General features: G+C 63.9%; 23 protein-coding genes and 1 tRNA gene. 16 read left to right on the forward strand and 8 right to left on the reverse strand.

The genetic code is table 11. From position 1 onward, the window contains the following. Positions 1–137: 137 nt before the first annotated feature. Complete coding sequence (locus tag BMX07_RS07600; protein WP_090616325.1) at positions 138–890, reverse strand: GNAT family N-acetyltransferase; 753 nt, start codon at positions 888–890, stop codon at positions 138–140. Positions 891–1,117: 227 nt separating this feature from the next. Here BMX07_RS07600 and BMX07_RS07605 point away from each other — a divergent pair, with 227 nt between their 5' ends. From BMX07_RS07605 to BMX07_RS07630, 6 genes are all read left to right on the forward strand, one after another. Then, entirely contained in the window at positions 1,118–2,209 is a 1,092-nt protein-coding gene (locus tag BMX07_RS07605; RefSeq protein WP_090616328.1) for a succinylglutamate desuccinylase/aspartoacylase family protein, read from the forward strand. Positions 2,210–2,372: 163 nt separating this feature from the next. Continuing rightward, the gene (gene sdhC, locus BMX07_RS07610) at positions 2,373–2,804 is read left to right on the forward strand and encodes a succinate dehydrogenase, cytochrome b556 subunit (RefSeq protein ID WP_090616332.1); all 432 of its coding nucleotides are present in this window, start codon (positions 2,373–2,375) and stop codon (positions 2,802–2,804) included. Further along, the gene (locus BMX07_RS07615; protein ID WP_090616336.1) at positions 2,804–3,169 is read left to right on the forward strand and encodes a succinate dehydrogenase hydrophobic membrane anchor subunit; all 366 of its coding nucleotides are present in this window, start codon (positions 2,804–2,806) and stop codon (positions 3,167–3,169) included. Before sdhC ends, BMX07_RS07615 begins: the two co-directional genes overlap by 1 nt. A 1-nt stretch (position 3,170) precedes the next feature. Further along, positions 3,171–4,049: a succinate dehydrogenase/fumarate reductase iron-sulfur subunit gene (locus BMX07_RS07620; RefSeq protein WP_090616340.1), complete on the forward strand. Its 879-nt coding sequence runs from the start codon at positions 3,171–3,173 to the stop codon at positions 4,047–4,049. A gap of 3 nt (positions 4,050–4,052) precedes the next feature. Beyond that, positions 4,053–5,891 (forward strand): FAD-binding protein, encoded by a 1,839-nt coding sequence (locus BMX07_RS07625; RefSeq protein WP_090616344.1) that lies wholly within the window; start codon positions 4,053–4,055, stop codon positions 5,889–5,891. Between the two features lie 86 nt (positions 5,892–5,977). Continuing rightward, positions 5,978–6,196 (forward strand): hypothetical protein, encoded by a 219-nt coding sequence (locus BMX07_RS07630; RefSeq protein WP_090616347.1) that lies wholly within the window; start codon positions 5,978–5,980, stop codon positions 6,194–6,196. A gap of 31 nt (positions 6,197–6,227) precedes the next feature. Here the strand turns inward: BMX07_RS07630 and BMX07_RS07635 are convergent, their stop codons facing one another. Then, positions 6,228–6,422, reverse strand: a complete 195-nt coding sequence (locus tag BMX07_RS07635) for a XapX domain-containing protein (RefSeq protein WP_090616351.1) — start codon at positions 6,420–6,422, stop codon at positions 6,228–6,230. A gap of 268 nt (positions 6,423–6,690) precedes the next feature. Between BMX07_RS07635 and BMX07_RS07640 the strand changes: the two genes are divergently transcribed. After that, on the forward strand, positions 6,691–6,915 hold the full coding sequence (locus BMX07_RS07640) for a helix-turn-helix domain-containing protein (protein ID WP_090616354.1): 225 nt from the start codon (positions 6,691–6,693) through the stop codon (positions 6,913–6,915). Between the two features lie 191 nt (positions 6,916–7,106). Here the strand turns inward: BMX07_RS07640 and BMX07_RS07645 are convergent, their stop codons facing one another. The 3 genes from BMX07_RS07645 to BMX07_RS07655 all read right to left on the reverse strand — a co-directional run bounded on the left by BMX07_RS07645 (position 7,107) and on the right by BMX07_RS07655 (position 11,712). Beyond that, complete coding sequence (locus tag BMX07_RS07645; RefSeq protein ID WP_090616358.1) at positions 7,107–10,031, reverse strand: FIST N-terminal domain-containing protein; 2,925 nt, start codon at positions 10,029–10,031, stop codon at positions 7,107–7,109. Positions 10,032–10,347: 316 nt separating this feature from the next. Continuing rightward, positions 10,348–11,163 (reverse strand): HD domain-containing protein, encoded by an 816-nt coding sequence (locus tag BMX07_RS07650; protein ID WP_090616362.1) that lies wholly within the window; start codon positions 11,161–11,163, stop codon positions 10,348–10,350. A 69-nt stretch (positions 11,164–11,232) separates the two neighbouring features. Then, a complete protein-coding gene (locus BMX07_RS07655) occupies positions 11,233–11,712 on the reverse strand; it encodes a redoxin domain-containing protein (protein ID WP_090616365.1) in 480 nt (159 codons plus the stop codon). Positions 11,713–11,919: 207 nt separating this feature from the next. On the opposite strand from BMX07_RS07655, the gene tatA reads away from it, so the two are divergent. Further along, a complete protein-coding gene (gene tatA, locus BMX07_RS07660; protein WP_090616368.1) occupies positions 11,920–12,225 on the forward strand; it encodes a twin-arginine translocase TatA/TatE family subunit in 306 nt (101 codons plus the stop codon). Between the two features lie 15 nt (positions 12,226–12,240). Beyond that, positions 12,241–12,313, forward strand: a tRNA-Arg gene (locus BMX07_RS07665). A 327-nt stretch (positions 12,314–12,640) separates the two neighbouring features. On the opposite strand, the gene BMX07_RS07670 is transcribed toward BMX07_RS07665, so the two are convergent. The 3 genes from BMX07_RS07670 to BMX07_RS24325 form a co-directional block, all read right to left on the reverse strand. Then, on the reverse strand, positions 12,641–13,882 hold the full coding sequence (locus BMX07_RS07670) for an acyl-CoA dehydrogenase family protein (protein WP_090616371.1): 1,242 nt from the start codon (positions 13,880–13,882) through the stop codon (positions 12,641–12,643). A 131-nt stretch (positions 13,883–14,013) separates the two neighbouring features. Continuing rightward, positions 14,014–14,781, reverse strand: a complete 768-nt coding sequence (locus BMX07_RS07675; RefSeq protein ID WP_090616375.1) for an SDR family NAD(P)-dependent oxidoreductase — start codon at positions 14,779–14,781, stop codon at positions 14,014–14,016. After that, positions 14,778–14,954 (reverse strand): hypothetical protein, encoded by a 177-nt coding sequence (locus tag BMX07_RS24325; RefSeq protein ID WP_175480057.1) that lies wholly within the window; start codon positions 14,952–14,954, stop codon positions 14,778–14,780. The genes BMX07_RS07675 and BMX07_RS24325 overlap by 4 nt, the downstream gene beginning before the upstream one ends. Positions 14,955–15,350: 396 nt before the next feature. Between BMX07_RS24325 and BMX07_RS07680 the strand changes: the two genes are divergently transcribed. From BMX07_RS07680 to BMX07_RS07710, 7 genes are read left to right on the forward strand one after another with little or no spacing between them, the layout of a single operon-like run. Beyond that, positions 15,351–19,313, forward strand: a complete 3,963-nt coding sequence (locus tag BMX07_RS07680; protein WP_090616378.1) for an ATPase, T2SS/T4P/T4SS family — start codon at positions 15,351–15,353, stop codon at positions 19,311–19,313. Continuing rightward, the gene (locus tag BMX07_RS07685; protein ID WP_090616381.1) at positions 19,310–21,370 is read left to right on the forward strand and encodes a type II secretion system F family protein; all 2,061 of its coding nucleotides are present in this window, start codon (positions 19,310–19,312) and stop codon (positions 21,368–21,370) included. Before BMX07_RS07680 ends, BMX07_RS07685 begins: the two co-directional genes overlap by 4 nt. Before the next feature lies 1 nt (position 21,371). Then, positions 21,372–21,917, forward strand: coding sequence for a DUF7287 family protein (locus BMX07_RS07690; RefSeq protein WP_175480082.1), 546 nt, complete (start codon positions 21,372–21,374; stop codon positions 21,915–21,917). Between the two features lie 4 nt (positions 21,918–21,921). Further along, positions 21,922–22,551: a DUF7288 family protein gene (locus BMX07_RS07695; RefSeq protein WP_090616385.1), complete on the forward strand. Its 630-nt coding sequence runs from the start codon at positions 21,922–21,924 to the stop codon at positions 22,549–22,551. Beyond that, positions 22,545–23,003: a hypothetical protein gene (locus BMX07_RS07700; protein ID WP_090616389.1), complete on the forward strand. Its 459-nt coding sequence runs from the start codon at positions 22,545–22,547 to the stop codon at positions 23,001–23,003. The genes BMX07_RS07695 and BMX07_RS07700 overlap by 7 nt, the downstream gene beginning before the upstream one ends. Further along, entirely contained in the window at positions 23,003–23,479 is a 477-nt protein-coding gene (locus BMX07_RS07705) for a DUF7266 family protein (protein ID WP_090617202.1), read from the forward strand. Before BMX07_RS07700 ends, BMX07_RS07705 begins: the two co-directional genes overlap by 1 nt. Then, positions 23,476–24,294 (forward strand): DUF7289 family protein, encoded by an 819-nt coding sequence (locus tag BMX07_RS07710; RefSeq protein WP_090616393.1) that lies wholly within the window; start codon positions 23,476–23,478, stop codon positions 24,292–24,294. Before BMX07_RS07705 ends, BMX07_RS07710 begins: the two co-directional genes overlap by 4 nt. Positions 24,295–24,306 lie beyond the last annotated feature (12 nt).

Genomic DNA, 24,306 nt, shown 5'->3' on the forward strand with positions numbered 1-24,306 from the left:
GTAACGGCATGCAAACCCTCGAAATCTCACCGTAAACGGGTGGACGGAGGGCCAAATCGCGACGGATCACGCGCGACTCGATGCGAACCGCCGAGCCGACCCGAGAGCCGACGAGTCGAGAACCGGAGTCAAACCGCCTAGAGGTACGAGGCGTCCCACCGGGTCGCCTTCCGGCGGTTACCGCAGTTGTTACACTCGATCCGCCCCATCGCGTCCATCGCGTTGTCGATCGAATCACAGTTTCCGCAGAACCAAGCGTACCGATCGCGCCGATCCTCGCTCCGGTAGGCCGTGTAAAACGGCGCTCGCGTGCCGCGGGCGGCCTCGCCGTAACTCACGTAGATCGTCTCCCCGTCGACGGTGAGTTCGTCGATCGCCCCCCACTCGCCGTCGTCCTCGAGGTCACTCTCGACGTAGATGTTCTCGGTGAACGTCTCGTCGCCGATCTCGACGTCGCGCTGGCCAGCCTGCTCGAACCCGTGCGCCCGGTAGAACTCGTTGCCTCCCTCGTTGTCCGCGAGCACGAAACACTGGATCGCGTCCGCGCCCGCCTGGAGTAACGCTTCGCGGGTACGGACCAGGAGCCGCACGCCTGTCGCGTCGCCGCGGTGATCAGGATCGACGTGGAGCCAGAGGAGGCGGCCGGTGTTGGCCTGCTGGCCGACCAGTTCGCTCTGGGAGAACCCTGCGATCTCGCCGTCGCGCTCGACGACCAGGAAGCGCGTCCGATCGTCCGCGAGCTCGTCGGCGAACGACTCGCCGTACCACTGCTCGATCGCCTCGTCGATGGTCTCCTCGTCGAGGAACGACGTGTAGGAGGAGTTCAACGAGTCGTGTGCGATCGATCGAATCGCGTCGGCGTCCGAGTCGGTTGCCTCTCGAATTTCCATAGGGTGGTATACCGCAGCCAGATACAAAACGTATGCCCACAGTCCCATATTCTGCTACCCGTTGTTCGAGGGAAACCGCTTTTCTCCGGGAAAAGTGGCACGGAACGGGTCACCCCCTCGAGCCCGCGGACGGGAGAACGGATGTATCGGAGACGCTGACGGACGGAGACTCCCGTCGGAGGCGGTGAAGGGAGAAGATTCACGGTGATGCCGCCGGAGGATTCGATATGAGCGACGACGCGACGACGACGAGCGAACCGCCCGACGGGGCCGATGCGACCGCCGAGGCGTTTACCTATAACGGCGGCCGGGTCGATCCCGGCGAGTCGGCGAACATTCGGTACGGGATCAGCGAAACGTACCTCGGCGACCCCGTCAGGATTCCAGTGACGGTGATCAACGGCGAACAGCCGGGGCCGACGGTCTTCCTCTCGGCGGCCGCACACGGCGACGAACTCAACGGGATCGAGGTCGTTCGGGAGGTTGCCCACGACTGGGATCACTCCGTCCTCCACGGAACGCTGGTCTGTCTGCCCGTGATGAACGTCCCCGGGTTTCTCGCCCAGGAGCGGTACCTGCCGATCTACGACCGTGACCTGAACCGGTCGTTTCCCGGCCGCGAGGGATCGACCAGCGCCAGGCGGATGGCTCACCGGATATACACGAACTTCATCGAACCCTGTGATCTCGGGCTCGACTTTCACACGTCGACGCGCGGGCGAACGAACATGCTCCACGTCCGCGCGAACATGGAGCGGCCGAACGTGGCCCGACTCGCCAACGCGTTCAGTTCCAACGTCATCATCGCGGGCGAGGGTCCCTCGGGGACGCTCCGCCGGGAAGCGACCGAGGATGGGATTCCCACGATCACCATCGAAATGGGCGAAGCCCACAGGTTCCAGCGACGGTTGATCGATCGCGCACTCACCGGAGTCGCGAGCGTCCTCGCCGAGTACGGCTGCCACCGGGAGTCGTCGGTCCACTGGCCCGGCTGGCGGACGATCATCGACGACGACAACGAGAAGACCTGGCTCCGCGCGGACGCCGGCGGCATCGTCGACATGAAACGCGGCCGCGGCGCACTCGTCGAGGAGGGCGAGGTCATCTGTACGATCACGAACCCGTTCAAGGAAGAGGAGGACATCGTCACCGTCGAAGCACCCTTTACCGGACTCATCGTCGGCGTCCTCGAGAACCCCGTCGTCTACCCGGGGAACCCGCTTTGTCACCTCGTCGGCCTCTCACCGGACACGCTCACGGCGCTGGAGCGCGAGCGGACGACGGAGAGTTCGCGGTCCGAACTTCGGCAGAACGACTGACGGGATTCGGGACGCGAATCACGGGTCGATGACCACCGAACCGATTCGGTAGTCCGCCGATAACACCGTTCTACCACCAGAATTGCTGATATGTACTGGAGTACGAAGCGGAGAGATAAAAGTAACTTCTATACCCCCACGGTCAAACGGTCCACATGAGCGCATGAGTCAGTCTTACAATCGCGGTCTCGTCGAGGACTTCGGTCGGTGGAAGGAGTTCTCGGCCGGCATGTGGGCGTGGATCTTCCACAAGTTCACCGGGTGGATGCTGATCGGCTACCTGTTTACCCACATCGCCGTGCTGAGTACCTCTATCGGCGGTGCACAGGGCGATACGACGATGGTCGACGGAGAGGCAGTCAACGTCTACACGGCGACGCTGCAGGGGCTCGAGGGCCTGTTCCTCGTTCGCCTGCTCGAGGTCGGCCTGCTCGCGGTGGCCGTCTTCCACATTCTGAACGGTCTCCGCCTGCTGATGGTCGATCTGGGCGTCGGCCTCGAGGCACAGGACAAGAGTTTCTACGCCTCGCTGATCCTGACGGGCGCGATCACCGTCGCCAGCGTCCCGACCTTCCTGACGGGGGTGGGGATCTGATGGCGGAGCGATACTCCTCGTTTACCCCCGGCGGTACCGGCTGGTTCCTCCAGCGAATCACGGCAGCGTTTCTGGTCGTCGTTCTTGCCTTCCACTTCTTCCTCCTGCACTTCTACAACCACGCGTACGAGGTAACCTTCATGGGCACTCAAGCCCGAATGGAGAACATCGGGTACTTCCTCACGATGGTCCTGTTCCTGATCACGGCCACGTTCCACGGCGTCAACGGCGTCTACAACGCGCTGGTCAATCAGGGCCTCGAGGGAACCCAGAAGAAGGCCGTCCTGGCGGTGCTGGTCATCGCCGGCCTCGCACTCATCGCACAGGGCACCTACGTCGCACTCGCGATGCGGGGGATGATCTAATATGAGTACGCAACAAGCCGAACCCGAGACGCAGGAAGCACCGGAAGATCCGGAGATGAAGGGCGCGGAGTCGCCACAGGAGCGGCGACTCAAGGAGAAAGACGACGGGATGGTCGACGAACGCTCCGAGAAGAAGGCCGAACTCGAGGGGGAGACGGTCCACATCAAGGTGTTCCGCTACGACCCCGAAGTCGAGGGGAAGCAGGAACCCCGCTTCGACGACTTCCACGTCCCCTTCAAGAAGGGGATGACCGTCCTCGACGCGGTCATGTACGCCCGCGACGAGTACGATTCGTCGCTGACGTTCCGTCACTCCTGTCGGCAGGCCGTCTGCGGTTCCGACGCGTTCTTCGTCAACGGACGACAGCGACTCGGCTGCAAGACCCAGATTTCGGAGCTCCAGCAGCCGGTCCGCATCGAGCCCCTGCCCCACCAGGAAGTCGTCAAGGACCTGGTCGTCGACATGGACCACTTCTACGACCAGATGCACACGGTCGAACCCTACTTCCAGGACGAGGACACGCCCGACGTGAGCGACCTGGAGGAGCAGCGCCAGAGCCCCGAGAACCGCGAGAAGATCAAGATGTCCTCGCGGTGTATCTGGTGTGGCGCGTGTATGTCCTCGTGTAACATCGCGGCCGGCGACAACGAGTATCTGGGCCCCGCGGCGATCAACAAGGCCTACAAGTTCGCGATGGACGACCGCGAGGACGAGCAGATCAAAGAGCACCGACTCCGCATTCTCGAGCAGGAACACGGCGTCTGGCGGTGTCAGACCCAGTTCTCCTGTACCGAGGTGTGCCCGAAAGACATTCCGCTCACCGAGCACATTCAGGAGCTCAAGCGGGAAGCAGTCAAGAAGAACCTGAAATTCTGGTAATCCATGTACGAACACGACGTTATCGTGGTCGGCGCCGGCGGCGCCGGCCTCCGGGCCGCGATCGCAGCGCACGAAGCAGGAGCGGACGTGGCGATCGTCTCGAAGCTCCACCCCGTCCGCAGCCACACTGGCGCGGCGGAAGGCGGCATCAACGCCGCCCTCCAGGAGGGTGACGACTGGGAACTCCACGCCTACGACACGATGAAGGGGTCGGACTACCTCGGCGACGCGCCGGCGGTCGAGACCCTCGCCAAGAACGCCCCCGATGAGACGATCACCCTGGAACACTGGGGGATGCCGTTCTCCCGCGAGGAGGACGGGCGGGTCTCCCAGCGGCCGTTCGGCGGGCTCTCGTACCCGCGGACCACCTACGCCGGTGCGGAGACGGGCCACCACCTGCTGCACACGATGTACGAGCAGGTCGTCAAGCGCGGTATCCAGGTCTACGACGAGTGGTACGTGATGAACCTCGCGACCACCGACGAGCCCGATCCGAACGATCGGGAGTGTCACGGCGTCGTCGCCTACGACGTCCAGTCCGGCAAGATCGAGGGCTTCAAGGCCAACGGCGGTGTCGTCCTCGCGACCGGCGGCCCCGGCCAGGCCTTCGATCACACCACGAACGCCGTCTCCTGTACCGGCGACGGCCACGCGATGGCCTACCGTGCCGGCGCGCCGCTCGAGGACATGGAGTTCATCCAGTTCCACCCCACCTCGCTGCCGTCGACGGGCGTTCTCATCTCCGAGGGGGTCCGCGGCGAAGGCGGCATCCTCTACAACAGCGAGGGCGAGCGGTTCATGTTCGAGCACGGCTACGCGAACAACTCCGGCGAACTCGCCTCGCGGGACGTCGTCGCCCGCGCCGAACTCACCGAAGTCAACGAGGGACGGGGCGTCGAGGACGAGTACGTCCACCTCGACATGCGCCATCTCGGCGAGGAGCGCATCATGGACCGCCTCGAGAACATCCTCCACCTCGCGGAGGACTTCGAGGGCGTCGACGGGCTCGTCGAGCCGATGCCGGTCAAGCCCGGGCAGCACTACGCGATGGGCGGGATCGAGGTCGACGAGAACGGACAGACCTGCGTCAACGGCCTCTACGCCGCCGGCGAGTGCGCCTGCGTCTCCGTCCACGGCGGCAACCGCCTCGGCGGAAACGCCCTGCCTGAACTGATCGTCTTCGGGAAGCGCGCCGGACGCCACGCCGCCGGGGACGACCTCGGCGAGCCCGAGATCCGGACCGGCTACGGCGACGACGTCGAGGACGAGACCGAGACCGAACTCCCGGTTGCGCCGGGGGTGGCGGGACTCGACACCACCGGCGGCGTCGCCGCCGACGGTGGGGTTACCGCCGACGCAGAGGGAATCCTCGAGCGAACCGTCGAAACCGCACGCCAGCGCGTCGACCGCCTGATGGACAAAGACGACGGCGTCCAGCACGCCGAGATCCGCGCGAAGCTCCAGCAGGCGATGACCGACTACGTCAACGTCTTCCGGACCGGGGAGGGCGTCAGGAAGTCCCTCGAGATCATCCGCGAGTGCCGCCAAGAGTACCAGGACGTCTACGTCGACGACCCGTCGCGGACGTTCAACACCGATCTCCAGCAGACGATCGAGACGCGGAACCTGATCGACGTCGCCGAGACGATCGCGCTGGGCGCGCTCGTGCGAAACGAGTTCCGCGGTGCCCACTGGCGACAGGAGAATCAGATCCGCGACGACGAGAACTGGCTCAAGCACACGCTCATCTCGTGGGACGACGGCGAACCGTCGATCTTCTACCGGCCGGTCATCCTCGAGGGCGAGAACAAGACCTACGAGCCCAAAGAGCGCAGTTACTGACCGTCGTTCGCGACGGGTTTCGGCCGGCGTCCGCTTCCGTACACCGGTCCGGGAGGATTTATTTACCGCCCCTTCGAGAACTATCTATGGACGAGACTCGGATCGAGACTCGGCTGAACGTCATTATCGCGCTTCTCCTCCTTATTCTCGGGTATCTCGTACTCGGTCCTACTCTCCGCGGTCTGTTGTTCGGGTCCGTTTCGGCCATCCTGACGCCGTTTGCCGTCGCAGTGCTCGGTCCCGTAACCGTCCTGCTAGCGGTGTGGGGGCTCGCGAAGCTCTCGTTGGCGCTCGAGTCGGCCTGAAAACTGACTGGCGGAGATCGTATCCGTCCTTTCAAACCCCGAGTATCTCGAGCAGGTCCACGCCGACGTCGAAGTGCTCGATCAGCTTGTAGCCGACGTAGATCCCGACGATCCCCATGATGCCGGGAAGCTCCGGCGGAGCGGGGATCGGAACGTTGAGAAAGCGAAACAGCGCACCGGTCACTAATCCGGTCAACAGTGCGAGGACGGTGATTTGCGTCGACATTCGTCTGCTACTATTCGAGAGTGCGTCTACAAAAGCGGTCCGTCTGAGTGAGCCGTTCGCGGCGTTCTTGGGACTAGACATCATCCCCCATTGATACGTCAATCGCCTATATCGCGACGTCGCCGCTCTAGCGGTCGACGCACGGTTTCGCCGGAAGTTCGACGAACGACGTCATTCGTATCGACGGTGATGACGCCCGTCTCGCCGGACGTATTTCGACAATCGTTGTAGATGACATTTATTATCGTCGAAATACAGTGGATCGAGTATGAACCAACCGGCGACGACGGATCTCGACGTGTCGATCCCGACCGATCTCGATTCCGCTCGAGCGAAACTCGTGTACCTGTATCTGGCGGCCAGTAACGGCGCGACCGCCGACGACCTCCGTGACGATCTGGCGGTCACGAAGGGGACCGTGCTCTCGATTACCGGCACGCTTCGGGACCGCGGCTATCTCGAGCGGCGCGACGGACGGTACGAACTCGTCTGATCGCGGCGCGGAACCGATCACTGCAAGCCGTCGCGGGGAAGACGCCGCTCGTCCAGGACCGCGCGGGGCGCTCTCGGGTCCCGATCACGCCAGTCGGCAACCGGGCACTCGAGCCGCCGAACGCCGTTTCACTCTGCGACGGCTACGGTAGTGTGGGATTCGTCTCGGGGACTGCGATAGGACGGGAGGCGCTACGTCGGCAGTAACATGATGACCGAGGAGGTGTTGTGGTAGCCGCTCATCTGGCCTCGCTCCATACAGAGCTCCCCGTACGTCTCGAAGCCGCTGAACGGGACGTCCAGCACCTCGCTCATCGCGTCGACCGCATCGTCGAACTCGTCCCCCAGGATGATCGATCGGCACGCGCAATCGTAGACGAATCCGCCGGCAACCTCCCCGGACGCGTTCCGGGCCGCGGCCTCGGCCGTCTCGCGGGCGGACACGATCTGCTCGTCCGGCGGGCTGTGCATCACGCGCAACACCGTTCCCTCGGGGACGCCAACGGGAAACTCGAGCGGCCCCGCTTTCGACCGCGTCAGTCCGGGCCAGCGGATCTTGTATCCGCCGCTGATCGCTCCGTGTCCCTCCTCGATGCCGAACTCGAACTCGGTCAGGAGCTCGAGCAGTTCCTCGCTGTCCCCCTCGATGGCATCGACGTCGATCGTCCGGTCGGTTCCGTCGAGATGGGATTCGACAGCCTCGCGCCAGGCCTCGAACGCAGGTTTCCCGTCGAGCTCGATGACTCGCCCGCCCTCGGATTTCGTCACCGTCATGGGCTCCGAGATCGGCGAGTGTCCGTGACCGACGGTGATCGTTACGGGCTCTTTCGAGGCCACGAGCGCGATGACCACCGAATCGGTCGTGACCGTCTCGTCGTGGAAGACGTGCGTCGCGTTCATCGTCAAATCGTCGCTCGCGGAGCCGCCGACGAAACTGACGTCGTGACCGAGGTCTCGCTGCGTGACGAGCGCGATCTGGTCGCTGATCCCGGCCAGTCCGTCGTGGAGGTTTATCGCAGCGAGGTGGGGATATCCCTCGACCGACGACGGCAGCTCCGCTACCGCTTCGTTTACCGCGTCCGCGGCACCTTCGGAGACCGCCGTTCCGAGTCCCGTGAAGAATTCGATCGTGTCGCTGGCGACCAGCGACACCGCGACGCTGCCGTCCGACACCGTCCGTTCGGTGAACTCACCGGCGGACGTAGCGCCGATCAGTTTCGCCTCGTCGCCGATAACGTCGCGGATTCCGCGGAGCACGTCCTCGTAGTCGTACGCCGGCGAGCAGAAGACCTGACAGAAGTCGACACGATCGGTGTCCATCGCGGTGAACGCCCTCGTCGCGGCTCGGTGTCCGACGAGGAAACTGTCCTCACCCGTCGCCAGTCCGGTCTGGAACTGCGTTGGAAGCGCCGCTGCATCGTCCGTGGTCCCGGACGAGCGCTCCGCCGGTTCGATCGCCGATGCCGATCGTGTGCCGGTCGCGGCTCCGGTATCCGCCGTCCGATCCGCAGACGAGCGCTCGCGCTCGGAGTCGCTCGCCGAGGAGGACGATGACGATAGCTCGGGCCAACTCGACGGCTCCCCGGTCGTCCACGTCGGCATCGAACCGGCGTCGGCTTCCGCGGCCGCATCGGTACGCTCGGCCGACGACAGTCGATCCGTGTCCGGCGGGTCGTGGCGCGCTTTGTACATATCGAGCGTGTCGTGCAGCCAGTTGGCGTTCTCGGAGAGCCGCTTGGCGCTGCTGGAAACGTCGGTGAGCGCGGCCGTCTGCTCTTCCGCCGAGGCGGTGACTTCCTCGGCCAGGTCGGACGTCTGCTCGCTGATCGACGCCGTTTCGTCGACGAGCGCGACAACCTGCTGTGCCGACTCGGCCTGTTGATTCGCGGCCGTGTGGATCTCCTGAACGCCGCGATTGGTCTCCTCGGCGTACTCCGCGATCTCGGCCAGCGCGTCCAGCGCGTTTTCGATCGAGTCGGTATGCACTGCGACCCGTTCTTCGGTCTCTCGAACGGTCTCCGTCGCGACCTCGGTCTGTGCGTGGATGTCCTCGATACGCTTCTCGATGTCGTCGGCCGCCTCTTTGGTCTCCGCCGCGAGTTCCTTGACTTCCTTCGCGACTGCCGCGAATCCGTCTTCGCTTCGGGAGCCACTGGTGTTGCGACTGGCCTCGATATTGGCGTTCAACGCCAGCATGTTCGTCTTGCGAGCGACCTCGCTGATGAACTCGACCAGCTCGTCGATCGCTTCCATCTCCGTCCGGAGTGACTCGATCGCGTCGACCGCTTCCGCCGACCCGTCCTCCATTTCGTTCAGTCCGTCGATCGCCGTTTTCGCGGCCTCCTGCCCCTCTCGACCGGCGTCCGCGGTCCGCTCGGAGAGCGTCGTCACGTCGTTGGAGAGCGCGGCGATCTCTTCGATACTCGAGGAGAGCGTCTCCATTTCGTGCGTGACCGATTGCAGCCGCTCCGACTGGACGGTCGCGCCCTCGGCGATCTCCTGAATCGCATCGCTGATCTGGTCACTCGCTTCGCTGACTTCTTCGGTCCCCGACAGCACTTCGTCGCTCGAGGAGACGACCAGCGCGATGAAATCCTTGAGGTGACGCACGGTCCCCTCGAGTTCGTCCATCATATCGTTGAAGTCGTCCCCAACGTCCAGCGGCGTCTCGTCATCGATCTCGATCCGATGTGCGAGCTGCCCGCCGGCACACAACTGCATCGCCTCCCGAAACTGTTCGGTCTGGGTCTCGATGCGTTCGTTTCGCTGCTCCGTCTCCGCCAGTTCCGCCTCCAGGTCGTCGACCCGTTCGCGCAGCCGCCGGTTCTCCTCGACCTGGTCCTCGAGCGCGGCGTCCAATCCCCGAATCTCACCGTCGGCCACCGTCAACTCGGACGCACCGATCGTCGATTCGATATTCGAAACGGTTTGCTCGAACGCCCGATCGACTCGGGACCCGAGAACCGCACCCGTTCCGCTGACGACCCCCACGCCGACGAGTAGTCCCGGAATACCGGCTACGTAGTCGGCGGCGGTCAGTACAACTGCCGCTCCGAAGAGGACAGCGCCGAACCGTAGCGCGTAGTTCGGCCCGTCTGCCCGTCGTCCGTCATCCATGGTGAGATACTGCGAAAGCCCATACAATACTATGGAGTCGTTAGTGGATTTTATCTTCGAAATACGTGACTACTGTCGGACGTCTCGGGGTTCCGAGTCAGTTTGGACCGGGGAGACGGACCGGCGACCGAGCACAGTGGCTGGCTGCTGTCGGTGGATTTGCCACACTCACAGCGCCGTCTCGAGTCGCACGAGACGAGTCCCACGAGGGGTCCGCGATTCGGTGGAGCGCAGGTCCCACGCCCGTCGGGCATCGCGGGCGATGAGGGTCCGCTCGACGGGGTCGACAGTGGTCCACGCACCGCCCCGCTACAGTTTACAGTTCGATCCGCTCGACCAACTGCTCGTGGTTCTCGTTCGTGTTGAGCGCGACGATCCGGATCTCCTCCTCGAGCCCGGAGTCCTCGAGTTTTGCCTTGAGGAGGTTGTCGACCTGGTAGACGCCGGCGGCGTTGGTCATCGCGATCTCGACCATGACGGGGGTGGTGTCGCCGGACTGGAGCGAGACGCTCTTGATCGCCTGACTCGAGAGGGTGTTGATACCGCGGCCGCCGTACTCGTAGGGGATGCGGGAACGGCCGCTCTCCATGTCGAGGGCGTCGGCGACGCGAATGACGCCGGCTTCGGTGGTCAGCGGCGTCTCGGCAGTGTGGTGGCAGAGGATCGCGTGGAGGACCTCGCCTTTCATTCGGACGGTCTCGGCGACGTCGTAGAACTCCGGGAGAACCCGGTCGAGGATGTCGGCGGCGAGCGGGATCGAGTAGTAGGCGTGGCTATCGCGGTGGACGACGTGGCCCACGTCGTGCAGCGTCGCCGCGAGGGCGATGATGACGGACTCGTCCTCCTCGACCAACCCCTGCTGGCGAGCGCCGTTGAAGTCGACGTCACCGGCCTTGAGCAGGTTGTAGAGACGCAGCGCCCGGTTGCGAACGATTTCGATGTGTTTCGTTCCGTGGTCGTTGTACTGCATCCGGTCGACAGCGTTGACGTTCTGCGCCTCGAGGTAGGTCGTGATCTCCTCGTCGGCTTTGATGAAGTCGAGAACGGTATTCAGCTTCTCGTCGGGAAAGTTGTGGTCGTCGTCGGGAGAGTAGACGCGGGGCGAGTACTCGTCGGCGGCTGAATCGCTCATGAGTGAACGACGACTGCGTCCTAAAAAAGCCCTGCGACGGTACGTGTCGGTCGGCGATCCAGTGTCGGACTACGACAGGTCCTCGACCGCGGCCTCGATCTCGTCGTAGTCGGGTTCGACGCCGGGGTCGTCGCTGACCCACGAGTAGGCGATCCGACCGTCGCCGTCGACGACGAACACGGATCGCTTCGAGACACCGTGGACGCCCAGATCGGCGAAGTCCATCGCGATGCCGTAGTCGTCGGTGACCTCCTTGTTGTAGTCGCTGAGGAGGCCGAACTCGAGATCGTTCTGCTCGCGGAACTCGTTGAGCGTGAACGGCGAGTCCCGGCTCACGCCGTAGACGGTGGCGTCGAGGTCGTTGAAAGCGGCCAGGCGGTCCTGGAACGCACACATCTCGGACGTACAGACGCTGGTGAACGCGCCGGGGAAGAACGCGAGGACGACCGGTGCCTCGTCATCGAGGCGGTCGGAGAGCGTGAACGCCTCGATGTCGCCGTTTGCGAGCGGTGCGGTGAAGTCGGGTGCGGCGTCTCCGGTTGTGACCATCGTGAGACCGTTGTGTGCAAACGGGAAAGACAGTTTCGTTCGCGGAACGATTCCGAACGACGAAATGAGTTGCCTCCGATCCGCGCGACTCGCTGTGAAATCGTATCACATTCGACGGATCTCTGCCTCAAGCGGACTATCGCGGTCTTTTCTTACCTAAGTGGTCCAAAAAGGTTATAATTGGCAGCGGGTAAGCCACGCATAGAGATGGTAGCCGAAATTGCACCGCTGTTCATCCCCGGCGGCATGGGGCCTCCGGAACTCGCCATCATTCTCATCATCGCGATCCTGCTCTTCGGAGCCAACAAGATTCCGAAGCTGGCACGGTCGACCGGTGAGGCCATGGGTGAGTTCCAGAAGGGGCGCGAGAAGGTCGAAACGGAACTCGAAGAAATGCGCGAAACCGGTGACTACGATGGCGACGCCAGCGAGGCAAACCGCAACGAAGACGAGGAGTTCGTCGACACGGAGCCAGTCACCACCGACGAGGAGACGAGCACCGAAACCAACTGAATTTTTTTCGCGCCGGGGCGTGTGGCCTAGCGGATAGGGCAGGAGGTTCCTAACCTTCTGATCGCGGGTTCGAATCCCGTCACGCCCGTTCTGCGAGGAGCGAACGCGACGAGCGAACAGGCACGGAGTTCGAACCCTGCAAGTCGCAGCGCCGAGCGAAGCGAGGCGACCGTCTTGCTTCGGTTCGAATCCCGTCACGCCCGTTCGCCGACTCGCTGCCAGCCCGCTCGAGTCGGGCGGCGACCGCGGAATCCCGAGACCAAAGCGAGCGGTAGCCGGAGCTCGAGGGAGACCCAGCGGTTCCATCTCGCCCGGTCGCGTCCGTATCGCGACCTAGCGAATCGTGCCATGTGAATAATGGGCATGTGACCCGGCCAGCGACGCCAGCGCGGAAGCGTCGTCCGCAGGGGCGTCGTCAGCGGTCCGTACTTCGCTCCCGGTTAGGGTCGCCAAAGCGGGTTAGCGGCTCGAGTTCCTCCTCGGGGACGTCTTCGAAGGCCGCGCGAGCGATGACTCGGCGGTGGACCTCGTCCGCGCCGTCGACGATGCGGAACTGCCGGACGGACTCGTAGAAGTCCGAGAGCGGGAGGTCCTTTCCGATGCCGTTCGCACCGCAACACTGGACGGCCAGGTCGATCGCGTCCTGTGTGACGTTCGCGGTGTACACTTTGCACATCGAGACGGGGACGCGGGCCTCGTCGCCGGCGGCGATTCGGTCGGCGGCGTCCCGGATTGCGGTCCGGGCGACGTGGAGTTCCGTCTCCGCCTGCGCGATCCGGTGACGGAGCGACTGCTTGTCCGAGAGCGTCGAGTCGAACCCCTCGCGCTCGCTCGTGTAGGCCTTCGCGATGTCGAGCGAGCGCTGGGCCATCCCGGAGTAGCGCATACAGTGGGTCAGTCGGGCGGGCCCGAGCCGCTCCTGGGCGTGGGTAAAGCCCTCGTTCAGTTCGCCGAGCAGGTGCTCCTCGGGGACGCGGACGTTCTCGTAGCGAATTTCGGCGTGGGAGGCACCGTGGCTCCCCCCACCCATGTGCGGCACGTCGCGGACGACCTCGACGCCGTCGGCGTCGGCGGGAACGAGAAAGAGCGAACAGCCCTCGTAGGGATGGGCGTCCGGGTCGGTTCGAGCGAGCACGATCAGGAGGTCGGCCTCGACGCCCTGGGTCGTCCACCACTTGTGGCCGTCGATGATCCACTCGTCCCCGTCCCGCTCCGCTCGAGTCCGGATCATCTTCGGGTCCGATCCGGCACCCTGCATCGGCTCGGTCATCGAGAAGCCCGACTTGAGGTCCCCGGCGACCAGCGGCTCGAGGTAGGTCTCCTTCTGCAGGTCGTCGCCGGCCAGTTCGAGGAGGTGCATGTTCCCCTCGTCGGGGGCGTCGACGCGCATCGCGACCTGGCCGAGGAGGCTGCGGCCGGCTTCCTCGAAGGTCGGTAGCGAATCGCGGAAGCTCAGTCCCATCCCGCCGTACTCCTCGGGGATCTGCGGGGCGTAGACGTCGTACTCGCGGGCGGCTTCGCGGAGCTCCGCGACGGTGCCGCTCGAGACGGCCATGCCACCGGCGCGTTCGCGTTCGATCGGCAGGACGACCTCCTCCATCAGGGCGTTGGCACGCTCGGCGACCTCGCGTGCCCGGTCACTGTCATCGTATCGCATACTGGGAATAGCCTGGGTCGATGGCTAAGCCTTGGGAGAACTACCGCGCGGTTGCAACTACCCCCGTGATTTTTGCTGGAGAACGAGTGCGGCCGAACGTGATCGGTTCGGTCGCGTCGAAGAACGGCGACCTACCGCGCCGTCCACCCGCCGTCGGCGGCGAGTACGGCCCCGGTCACGTAGCTGGCGGCCTCGCTCGCGAGGAAGACGACGGGACCGGCGATCTCTTCCGGATCGGCGAACCGCTCGAGCGGCGTGCGGTCGATGATCGACTGCCGGAGTCGATCGTTCCCCTCGAGGGCTTCCGTAAGCTCCGTCGAGACGTAGCCCGGCGCGACGGCGTTGACTCGGACCGACGGTGCCCAGTCGAGGGACATGCTCTTGGTGAGCCCGACCAGCCCGTGTTTCGAGGCGACGTAGGGGTGCTGGCGCGGCAGCCCGACCAGGCCGCCGACGCTGGCGACGTTGATGACCGAGCCGCCGTCGCTTTCCTGGAGGTGGTCCGCCGCGGCGCGGGTGACCTCGTACGCGCCGTTGAGGTTGACGTCGAGCACGCGGTCGAGGCTCTCGGTGGCGACGTCTTCGGGCTGGCCGAGCGCGTCGTCGGGGTTGTAGCCGGCGTTGTTGACGACGACGTCGACGCCGCCGAACTCGTCGGCGGCCCGATCGATGACGTCGTCGACGGCGTCGGCGTCCGTTACGTCCGCGGACACGGCGATCGCGTCGCCGCCCGCGTCCTCGATGGCCGCGGCGACGGCCTCGATTTCCGCTGTCGAGCGGGCGGTCGGAACGACCGCGGCTCCCGCGTCCGCCAGTCCGACGGCGATCGCGCGGCCGATGCCGCGCCCGCCGCCCGTTACCAACGCGACTTGCCCGTCCATATCGAATAGTTCGTTCATCGATCCTCCGTTTCGTCGGCTCCCACGTCAAGCTTTTCGCGCAGTCCTCGCTCGTCGACGTTCCGGTCGCCGTCTCGGGGTATCCGCTCGTCGACGCGGACCGTCCGGGTCGGGGCCCCCGACGGGACGACGGTCGCGAGCACGGCTTCCCCCACGTCTCGAGCGCGATCCACTCGCTGCCCCGCTCGATGACGTCCGCCAGTCGTCCGTAGACCGTGCTCGCCGTGTGACACTGATTGTCACCCACCCGATCATGTCGATCAAAGGTAATTACCACACGAATTGAACGTGACACAACCATAATAATTCTTACATATGCAAGTAACGACTGATCTGCGCTACTCGAATCCATTCCGAGCATCTCGCTTCCGTCCCCGACTTTTTGGATAACATCGGGTAGATGGCTGACATTATATTTATAGTTATATGTATTGAATGATGTGGCGATGCTACGGAGGTTTGTCCCACCTGGCGTCGTCGAAACGGGTCGAAAATTACCGGACATGTCATTATCAGAAATGGTAACCGGCGGATGAATTTTTTGAGGGGTGAGCGTGCGTGTAGGGGCAATGGCTATTGACGAGGCCGACCAATCGGATGCCGGGGACTTTTCTGAGGGGGAGGCGTCCGGCCCTGCGTCGGACGACGACCGGGCTTCCGAGTCCGACCACGGATCGAACTCGGCTGTCCGCGTCGGTGAGTACACGTGGGAAGAGTTCATGGACGAGTACGGGTACAGTGACGAGATCTCCACCCTGTATCCGGACGACACCGAGCTCGCCGGTGGGGACGACCAACTCGGACTCGATACCGACGAAGGCGTCGGCTCGAGGGTTCCGAGCGGGGAGGACTGGGACGAGGTCGAGTTCGATCCAGCGTCGTATCTCGGCCACCACCCGGACGACCTCGCGGACCACGTGTTGCCCACCGCCGGCGACAACGCCGACGTACTCTGGGACGTCTTCCTCGAGCACGTCGACCCGGAGACGACCCCGGTCGTCAAGGACACCTGGTCCTGGGAGCACTACAAGTGGGAGTACTACTACGAGGACGACGGCAGTCGCCCGCGAGACGGGGATGGCGAGATCGTTCGCCACGACGAGGAGGAGGCCCTCGGATTCGACCCCGACACGTTAGAACAGCGACTCGCGGCCGGCAACGATGCTGCCCTGGAGCTCGACGACATCGTCGAAGAACGGACCGTCAACGTCCAGGAGGACCTCGACGAGGACGAGTTCTTCTCGACGGCCGCCGGCAACACCACCGTCTCCAACCGGTACGACCTCGAGAAGGCCGTCCCGTTCGAGAAGAAGACGCACTTCCGCGAGGTCGAGCGCTACTGGGTGAACAAACCCTACGCCTACGTCGTCATCTTCCACTCGGAGAAGGAAAACGAGAAGAAGTACTACATGATCGAGCCGTACCGGAACGAGATCGAGATCGAACTCCAGGAGTTCCTCTCGGGCAAGCTCCGGACGGCGATCAAATACTCCGAGGACGGCATCAAGGAGAAGGCGACCGAAGACGGTCGTCGGACCGTCATCGAGGACGAAACCCGGCGGCTGCTACAGCGGTACGACCTGTTCGAAGCGGCCTCCGGTGAGACGGCGGAAGGGATCCTCGAGACGCTCCGAGGCCTCCTCGACGACGACGAAGAAGCCGAGGTCGAAGACGTCGGTCCGAGTCAACTCGAGGGGATCGAAGTCCGGCCGGAGCCGGCGATCCTCGCGGACGATCCGGACACGTTGAGCGAGTACCAGGTCGAGAAGCTCCTGTACCTCCTCAAGCGGGACTTCATCGGCTACGAGCGTATCGACGGCATCAAACACGACATCAACGTCGAGGACATCTCCACGAACGGCTACAACTCCCCGGTCTTCGTCTATCACTCCGAGTACGAGCAGATCATCACGAACATCTACCACGGCGAGGACGAACTCGACGACTTCGTCGTCAAACTCGCCCAGCGTTCCGGGAAGGGGATCAGCAAGCGGCTCCCGCAGGTCGACGCGACCCTCCCCGACGGCTCCCGTGCACAGCTCACGCTCGGGCAAGAGGTCTCCGATCACGGGACCAACTACACCATCCGTCAGTTCAAGGACGTCCCGTTCACCCCGATCGACCTCATCAACTGGAACACCTTCAGCCTGGACGAGATGGCCTTCCTCTGGCTCGCCATCGAGAACCACAAGAGCCTGATCTTCGCCGGCGGGACCGCGTCCGGGAAGACCACCTCGCTGAACGCCGTCTCCCTGTTTATCCCCTCGAGTGCGAAGATCGTCTCCATCGAGGACACGCGCGAGGTCGAACTGCCGCAGCGAAACTGGATCGCCAGCGTCACTCGCCCCTCCTTCTCCGACGACGAGCAGGGCGACGTCGACGAGTTCGACCTCCTCGAGGCCGCACTCCGGCAGCGGCCCGACTACATCGTGATGGGCGAGATCCGCGGTGAGGAAGGCCGGACGCTGTTCCAGGTCATGTCGACCGGCCACACCACGTACACTACCTTCCACGCCGACTCCGTCGACGAGGTGCTCAAGCGGTTCACGACGGACCCGATCAACGTCTCGAAGACGATGTTCACGGCGCTGGATCTGGTCTCGATTCAGACCCAGACGCGCGTGCAGGGCCGAAAGGTCCGCCGGAACAAGTCGTTGACCGAGATCAACCACTACGAGGCCGAACACGACGAGATCAACGTTCAGGACGTCTACCAGTGGCAGGCCGAAACCGACGAGTACCTCAAGATGGGGGACTCGAACACCTTAGAGGAGATTCAGTTCGACCGCGGGTGGAGCAACGAGAAACTCGAGGAGGAGCTGTTCAAACGGGAGATCATTCTCGCGTATCTGATCAAGAACGAACTGAACACGTACGCGCATGTCGCCGCGACGGTTCAGGCCTTCATCAACGACCCCGACACCATCCTCACGCTCATCGCGAACGGCCAACTCGAGGAGAGCCTCGAGGACCTCCGGGAGATGGAGAGCGTCCTGATCGACGTCGACCAGGAGAAAGAAGAACTCGTTCCCCGTCCCGAGGCGACCAGCGAGACGTACAACCTCTCGATGGATATCCTCGAACGAGCGGAGGAGTCGCTGTTCGAGGAGTATCGTGGCAAGATCCCCAGCGGCCTCGCGAGCGCACTCGGTGATGTCGAAACGGAGGACGCGATCGAGGTCGACCGCGCAGACAGCGAGGAGTTCGAGTTCGGCGGTGACGTCGACGACACCGTCGACGACGACGAGTGGGAGCTCGGCGACGAGTCGACCGAGTTCGCCGTCGAAAGCGGCGACGACGGTGACGGCGACGAACCGGCGTGGTTGAGCGAGGACACCGGCTTCGACATCGATAGCGGAACCGACGGAGCAGCGGACACTGCCGACGCCGCGGCCGGCGGTGCGTCCGCGAGCGACACGACCGCGCTGGACACCGTCGATTCCGAATCGGACCCGAGTACGGCCCCCGAACCGACGACCGGCGGCGACGTCGGCAGTAGCGGCGAGTCGACCGCCTCGAGCGCCACGTCGCAACCGGATGCGACGAGCGCGGCCGACACGTCCGCTGCAACCGAAACGTTGCCGGCCGATCCGGCATCGAAATCCGCCGACGATCGCTCGCCGTCGACGCAGTCGTCGGGCTCGAGCGACGCCGGTGCGGCCGGAGCAGCCGGGACGGCGGCGACCGACTCGACTGTGCTCCCATCGGACGACGCCGAGGACGGGGATCTGGGTGGCCTGTTCGACGACATGGGCGAAACGGTCGACGAGATCGACGACCCCGGTGGTCGGGGGACGAGTGGGACCAACGGGCCGACGGCCGACCGGCAACCGGACACCTCAGGCTTCGATTCGATGTTCCCGGAGGACGACCTCGATTCGATCTTCGATCCGGAATCGTCCAGCGACACCGGGACGAGTAATATGAGCGAGGCACTCGAGGCCGATACCTCGGGGACCGAAGCGGCCGGCGAATCGCAGACCGCAGACGCCGCCGACCGATCGGCGTCCACGGACGGTGACCGGGAGCCGCCGACGATCGAGATCGACGAGAGTGCTGCGGACCCGCCGGACGATTCCGACGACCCAGTGGCTGGAACGGAGCCGGACGACGACCCAGTCGCGGGAGCGGAGCCGGACGACGACCCAGTCGCGGGAGCGGAGCCGGACGACGACCCAGTCGTGGGAGCGGAGCCGGACGACGACCCAGTCGCGGGAGCGGAGCCGGACGACGACCCAGTCGCGGGAGCGGAACCGGACGACGAGCCGGTCGCGGGAGCGGAACCGGACGACGAACCAGTCGCGGGAGCGGAGCCGGACGAGTCCGATGCTGACGACGAGTCGATATTCGGGGACGAATCCGAGTCCATCTTCAGCGACGACGACGAGACGGACGAGGGTGACGACGACGGGTCGCTGTTCGACGATCGCGACTCGAGCGACGACGAGTCGATCTTCAAACGTGACGACGGTGACGAGGAGGCGGAGAGCAATACGAGCATCTTCGATACCGACGAGGACGACGACTCATGAGTCTCCAAACGGACAGTACCGGCGGGTCGGGCATGTCGGCCAGCTCCGACGCGCTCGGCGATCGGTTCTATCCGCTGTACGATCGGCTGTTCGGCGACGACAGCGAGTTCGTCGCCGACGTCGAGACGAAACTCGCCCAGGCGCGGATGACCGACACGGTCGAACTCTACCTCTCGCGGGCGCTGGGTATCGGCTGTATCAGCGGCCTGAGCCTCTGGCTGGTCGGGATGATGCTTGGCTACGGGCTCTTCGCGATCGGTCTCCTCGCGAACGAGCCCCTGATCGGGATCCCCGTCGGCTACGGACTGCTCCTCGATATCATCGAGCTGATTCGCATTCCGGTGGTTATCCTCTTCAGCGGCATCCTGTTCGGGTCGATCGGGTTCGCGATCGGCTTCGGCTCGATGGTCGCGATCCCCTACTCGCGCGCCTCGGCCCGCAAGCGCGAGATCAACATGCTGCTAACCGACTCGGTCTCGTTCATGTACGCCCTGTCGGTCGGGGGCCTGAACCAGCTCGAGATCATCGAGGCGATGGCGCAGGCCGACGACACCTACGGCGAGGTCGCAAACGAGTTCCAGAGCATCGTCAAGGAGACCGAGTACTTCGATATCGACTACAGGACGGCGATTCGAAAGCAGGCCCTCGAGACGCCCAGCGACGATCTTTCGCAGTTCCTGACCGACATGCTCTCGATCGTCAACAGCGGCGGCGACATGGAGAGCTTCCTCGAGGACAAGAAGGAGAAACACATGCGAACCGCGAAACAGGAACAGGAGCTCACCCTCGAGACGCTGGAACTCTTCGGGGAGATGTACATGACGCTGTCGCTGTTCCCGCTGTTGCTGATCATCATCATGGTCGTCATGAAGATGATCCCGGACGCGACCGTGACGAACAACATGCTCTACATGACCGTCTACGGGCTCATTCCGATGATCGGCGCCGGGTTCATCGTCCTCGTCTCGACGGTCAAGCACGACGAACCCGGCGACGGCTACCTCTCGATGCGCGATAACAACCAGCGGACCGAGACCGGCCAGGAGGACGGCCTGTTGAGTCTCGGACTCGTCGAGCAGTTCACGGGCGGTCACAGCGTCTTCGACCGGATCAAGAACCGCGAGGGGACCTACGAGACGATGGAAGTCCTGCGGAAGCCACACATCTTCTTCCGGGACAATCCGTTGATCACCCTCGCGCTGACCGTCCCCATCTCGCTGGTCATCGTCGTCACGGCCATGGTCAACGGGTCGGCACCGACCTCGTGGGACGGCCTCCTCGACAAGCCGATCTGGGGGACGTTCCTCTATATCTACCTGCCGCTGTACATCACCTCGGTCCCGCTGGCGATCTTCCGCGAGTGGAACGTCCGCCACCGAAACAGCGTCGTCAACAAGCTCTCGGAGGACCTCCGCAAGCTCTCGAGTTCGAACGATACCGGGCTGACGCTGCTCGAGTCGCTCAAGGCAGTCTCGGACACGACGAACGGTAAGCTCGCCCGCGAGTTCGAGATGATGCATACGAAGGTCAACTACGGGATGAGCCTGAAGGAGGCGCTCATCGAGTTCAATAACAAGTATCACATCCCGCGGCTTGCCCGGACGACCCGCCTGATAACCGAAGCACAGGAGGCTTCGAATCAGATTTCGGACGTGCTCCGGACGGCCGCACGCGCGAGCGAAAACCACGACGACATCGAACGTGAGCGGAAGTCCAGAACCCGGATGCAGATCGTGATCATCATCATGACGTTCATGACGGTGCTGGCCGTGATCGCGATCCTCAAGACGCAGTTCATCGATACGATGGCCGGCCTCAACGCCGGCGGTGGTGAGACCAGCGGCGGGGCCGCCGGCGGTCCGGCGAGCGGGGCGAACCTCAGCGAGAACATCGACGTCGACATGCTGTCGGTGTTGTTCTTCCACGCGGTGACGCTGCAGGCGATCATCTCCGGATTCATCTGCGGCTACATCCGCGACGCAGACCTGCTGAGTGGGCTGAAATACGCGGTCGGCCTCGCGTCGATCGCACTCATCGGCTGGGTACTGGTGGCCTGATATGAGTCGGAAACGAACTCGCGACCGGCAACGGGGACGACCGCGAGCCCAGCGACCCCGAACGATTTCGGTGTCGCTCCGCGAGCGGGGACAGACCACACAGGACTTCGCCGTCGGTATCAGTATTTTCCTGCTCGCGATCACCTTCGTCTTCGCGTTTCTCCCCTCGGTCGTGACGCCGTTCCATTCGTCCGTCGGCGGAGCGGAGACGGCACAGGCGGATCGGGTCGCGGACTTGATCGTGCACAATACGTCGACGGGGACGGGGAACGAGATCGACTTCACCGGCAGCGACTACGCGGGCGAGGAAGATCTCTCGAAGCACCTGGGGCTTCGGGCGAGCAGCGACGACGACACGGTCTTCGATCACGTGAACGTGAGCGTCGAATACCTCGGTAACGGTACCGTGATCGGCGCCACCGACGACTGGACCGCCGGGGACAGATACGACGACCAGTCCGCAGCCAGTTCGGCACGAATCGTGACGGTCGAAAACGGAGGCGGCAACTGCGATCCCGCCTGCCGACTCGTCGTGAGGGTGTGGTGAGACCATGTCCGGACCAGATACCACACGAACGATCGGAACCGACCGCGGACAGGCGTACACGCTCGAGGGATTCATCGGTGCGATGGTCGTCCTATTGGCCGTCCTCTTTGCGCTCCAGTCGTCAGTGATCGTGCCGACGACGGGCGGGCTGGCCGACCGGTCGGTTCAGGCCCAGATCCAGCAGGAGGCACAGGACGCACTGATCGTCAGCAATCACGACGGAAACCTCTCCGAAACGGTCCGAAACTGGGACGGGGACGGTGGGTTCGAGGGTGCCGCACAACCGCCAGCGCCCGACGAAGACGCCGAGACGTACTCCACGGACCAGTTCGCGAACGAGTCCGAACTCGGCCTCGTTCTGAAAGAACGGTTCGGCGAAAACGGGTGGAACTACAACGTCGAACTCCACCCGGAGACAGGCAAGCGAACGACGCTCGTGTATCAGGGCAGCCCTCCATCCAGTGCGCTGTCGGCGAGTTACACGATCGCGCTCTACGCCAATCAGACCGTGACATCGGAGTGGTCGGACGCGGAACTCCACGAGGTCGACCCCAACCAGCGCACGATCAAGTACGCGAACAGCGGCGATACGCTGCTCTACAACGTCGTCGAAGTTAGGGTGATCCTATGGTGAGCAACGATCGGAATCGCGGGCAGGTGATCCTCATCGGTGCGATCACCCTCGCGTTCATCCTGCTGGGTATCGTCGTCGTCTTCAACGGCGTTCTCTACACGGAGACGCTCTCCTCTGGCGGGACGAGCCAGGGCGCGAGCAACGCCGACGTGGTGGAGTACGAGGTCAACCAGAGCGTCGGCTGCCTGCTCGAGTGGGTCGAGGACGGATCGACTGCGGAGGACGGCTCCTTGGAAACGCTGGCGGAAGAGAACATCTCGGCGCTCAATACGGCCTACCGAGAGACGACGGTTCAGTCGACGCCCGTCGCCGTGACTATCAGCGATGTCGATGCAGCCGCCGACGGCGGCAATTTGGAGAACGCTACCGTGACCATCGAATACGACTCGAATTCGCTCAATTACAGCCAAGAGCGGACGATCGAGGCGCACTGCGCCGGTGATGGGCCGTGATCGAGCGTGGCTCCGACCGAGATCGAGCGATCTCGATCACGGTCACACACGTCCTGACCATCGGTATCACGACGATCCTCATCGCCGTACTGGTGACGAGCGCCGGGACGATGCTCGAGACGGAGACGAACCGCAGCGGCGACGCGGCGCTCGAGACGGTCGGCGAGCGGATCGCCGACGAGGTCGGAAACGTCGACCAGATCGCTGGAGAAAACGACGACGACGTGATGATGACGACCGACCATCCGCGGACCCTCGTGAACTCGCAGTACACCGTCGAACTACGGAAACAGTGTGACGCGCCGTTGCTCGACGGAACGACCGACTGCGTCAGACTGACGGCACGCGATACCGACGCCGTCGCCCACGTTCCGGTCAAGACCGACGCCGACATTCGGAGCAGTTCGGCGTCCGGCGGTCCCATCGAGATCGTCTACGAGAACGGCGAGATCTGGATCAGGGAGGGTGTCCAATGAGACGGACGCGACCCCGGCCAGGACCGGCGACCCAGGGACGACGGCGTGATCGCGCGGTCTCCGACGTGCTCGCGTTCATCCTCGTATTCGCGATCATCCTGAGTTCCGTCGCCATCCTGTCGACGTTTGGCCTGCAAGCGATGACTGACTATCAGGAGAACGAACAGTTACGGAACGCCGAACGGGCGATGGAGGCGCTTACCGTGAACTTCAACGACGTCGTGCGATCCGACGGTATCGACCAGCGCTACGGCGAACTCGCGCTTCGGGAGGGGACGGTCAGGACCAACGATACCGGGACCCAACTCAATATCTCGATCGATGGCGTCGGTGGCGGCGATCCGATCGGCACGACCGGCAGCGGAGAGTTCGACGGCTACGGAAACGGGACGACGGCCGATCTCGGTGAGTTCACGTACACCGCCGAGGGGAGTCAGATTGCGTACGAAGGCGGCGGTCTCGTCCGGAAAGAACAGTCGGCGTCCTGGAGCCGCGTCCTCAAACGGCCACAGCTCCGGTGCAACGACGAGACGGCGGTCGTGTCACTCGTCGTCGTCTCGTCGGACTACGGCTCGATACAGAGCAGCGACGGACTCGGCTTCACGATGTCCGTCGAAAATCGCAGTAGCGCGGTATACACCGGCGCGGATAGCGTGTCGATAGCCGTCGTAGACTCGCCGTACGAGGAGGCCTGGCAGTCGACGCTCGAGAGCGGCGACTGGAGCTGGGACGGATCGACGGACACGGGTACGTGTGACGTCGGCAGCTCCGGACGAGTCGTCGTCACCCTCGTCGAAGTCGATATCGACTACTGACCGGAGCGACCC

The sequence above is a fragment of the Natrinema salaciae genome, from assembly GCF_900110865.1.
GTDB lineage: Archaea > Halobacteriota > Halobacteria > Halobacteriales > Natrialbaceae > Natrinema > Natrinema salaciae.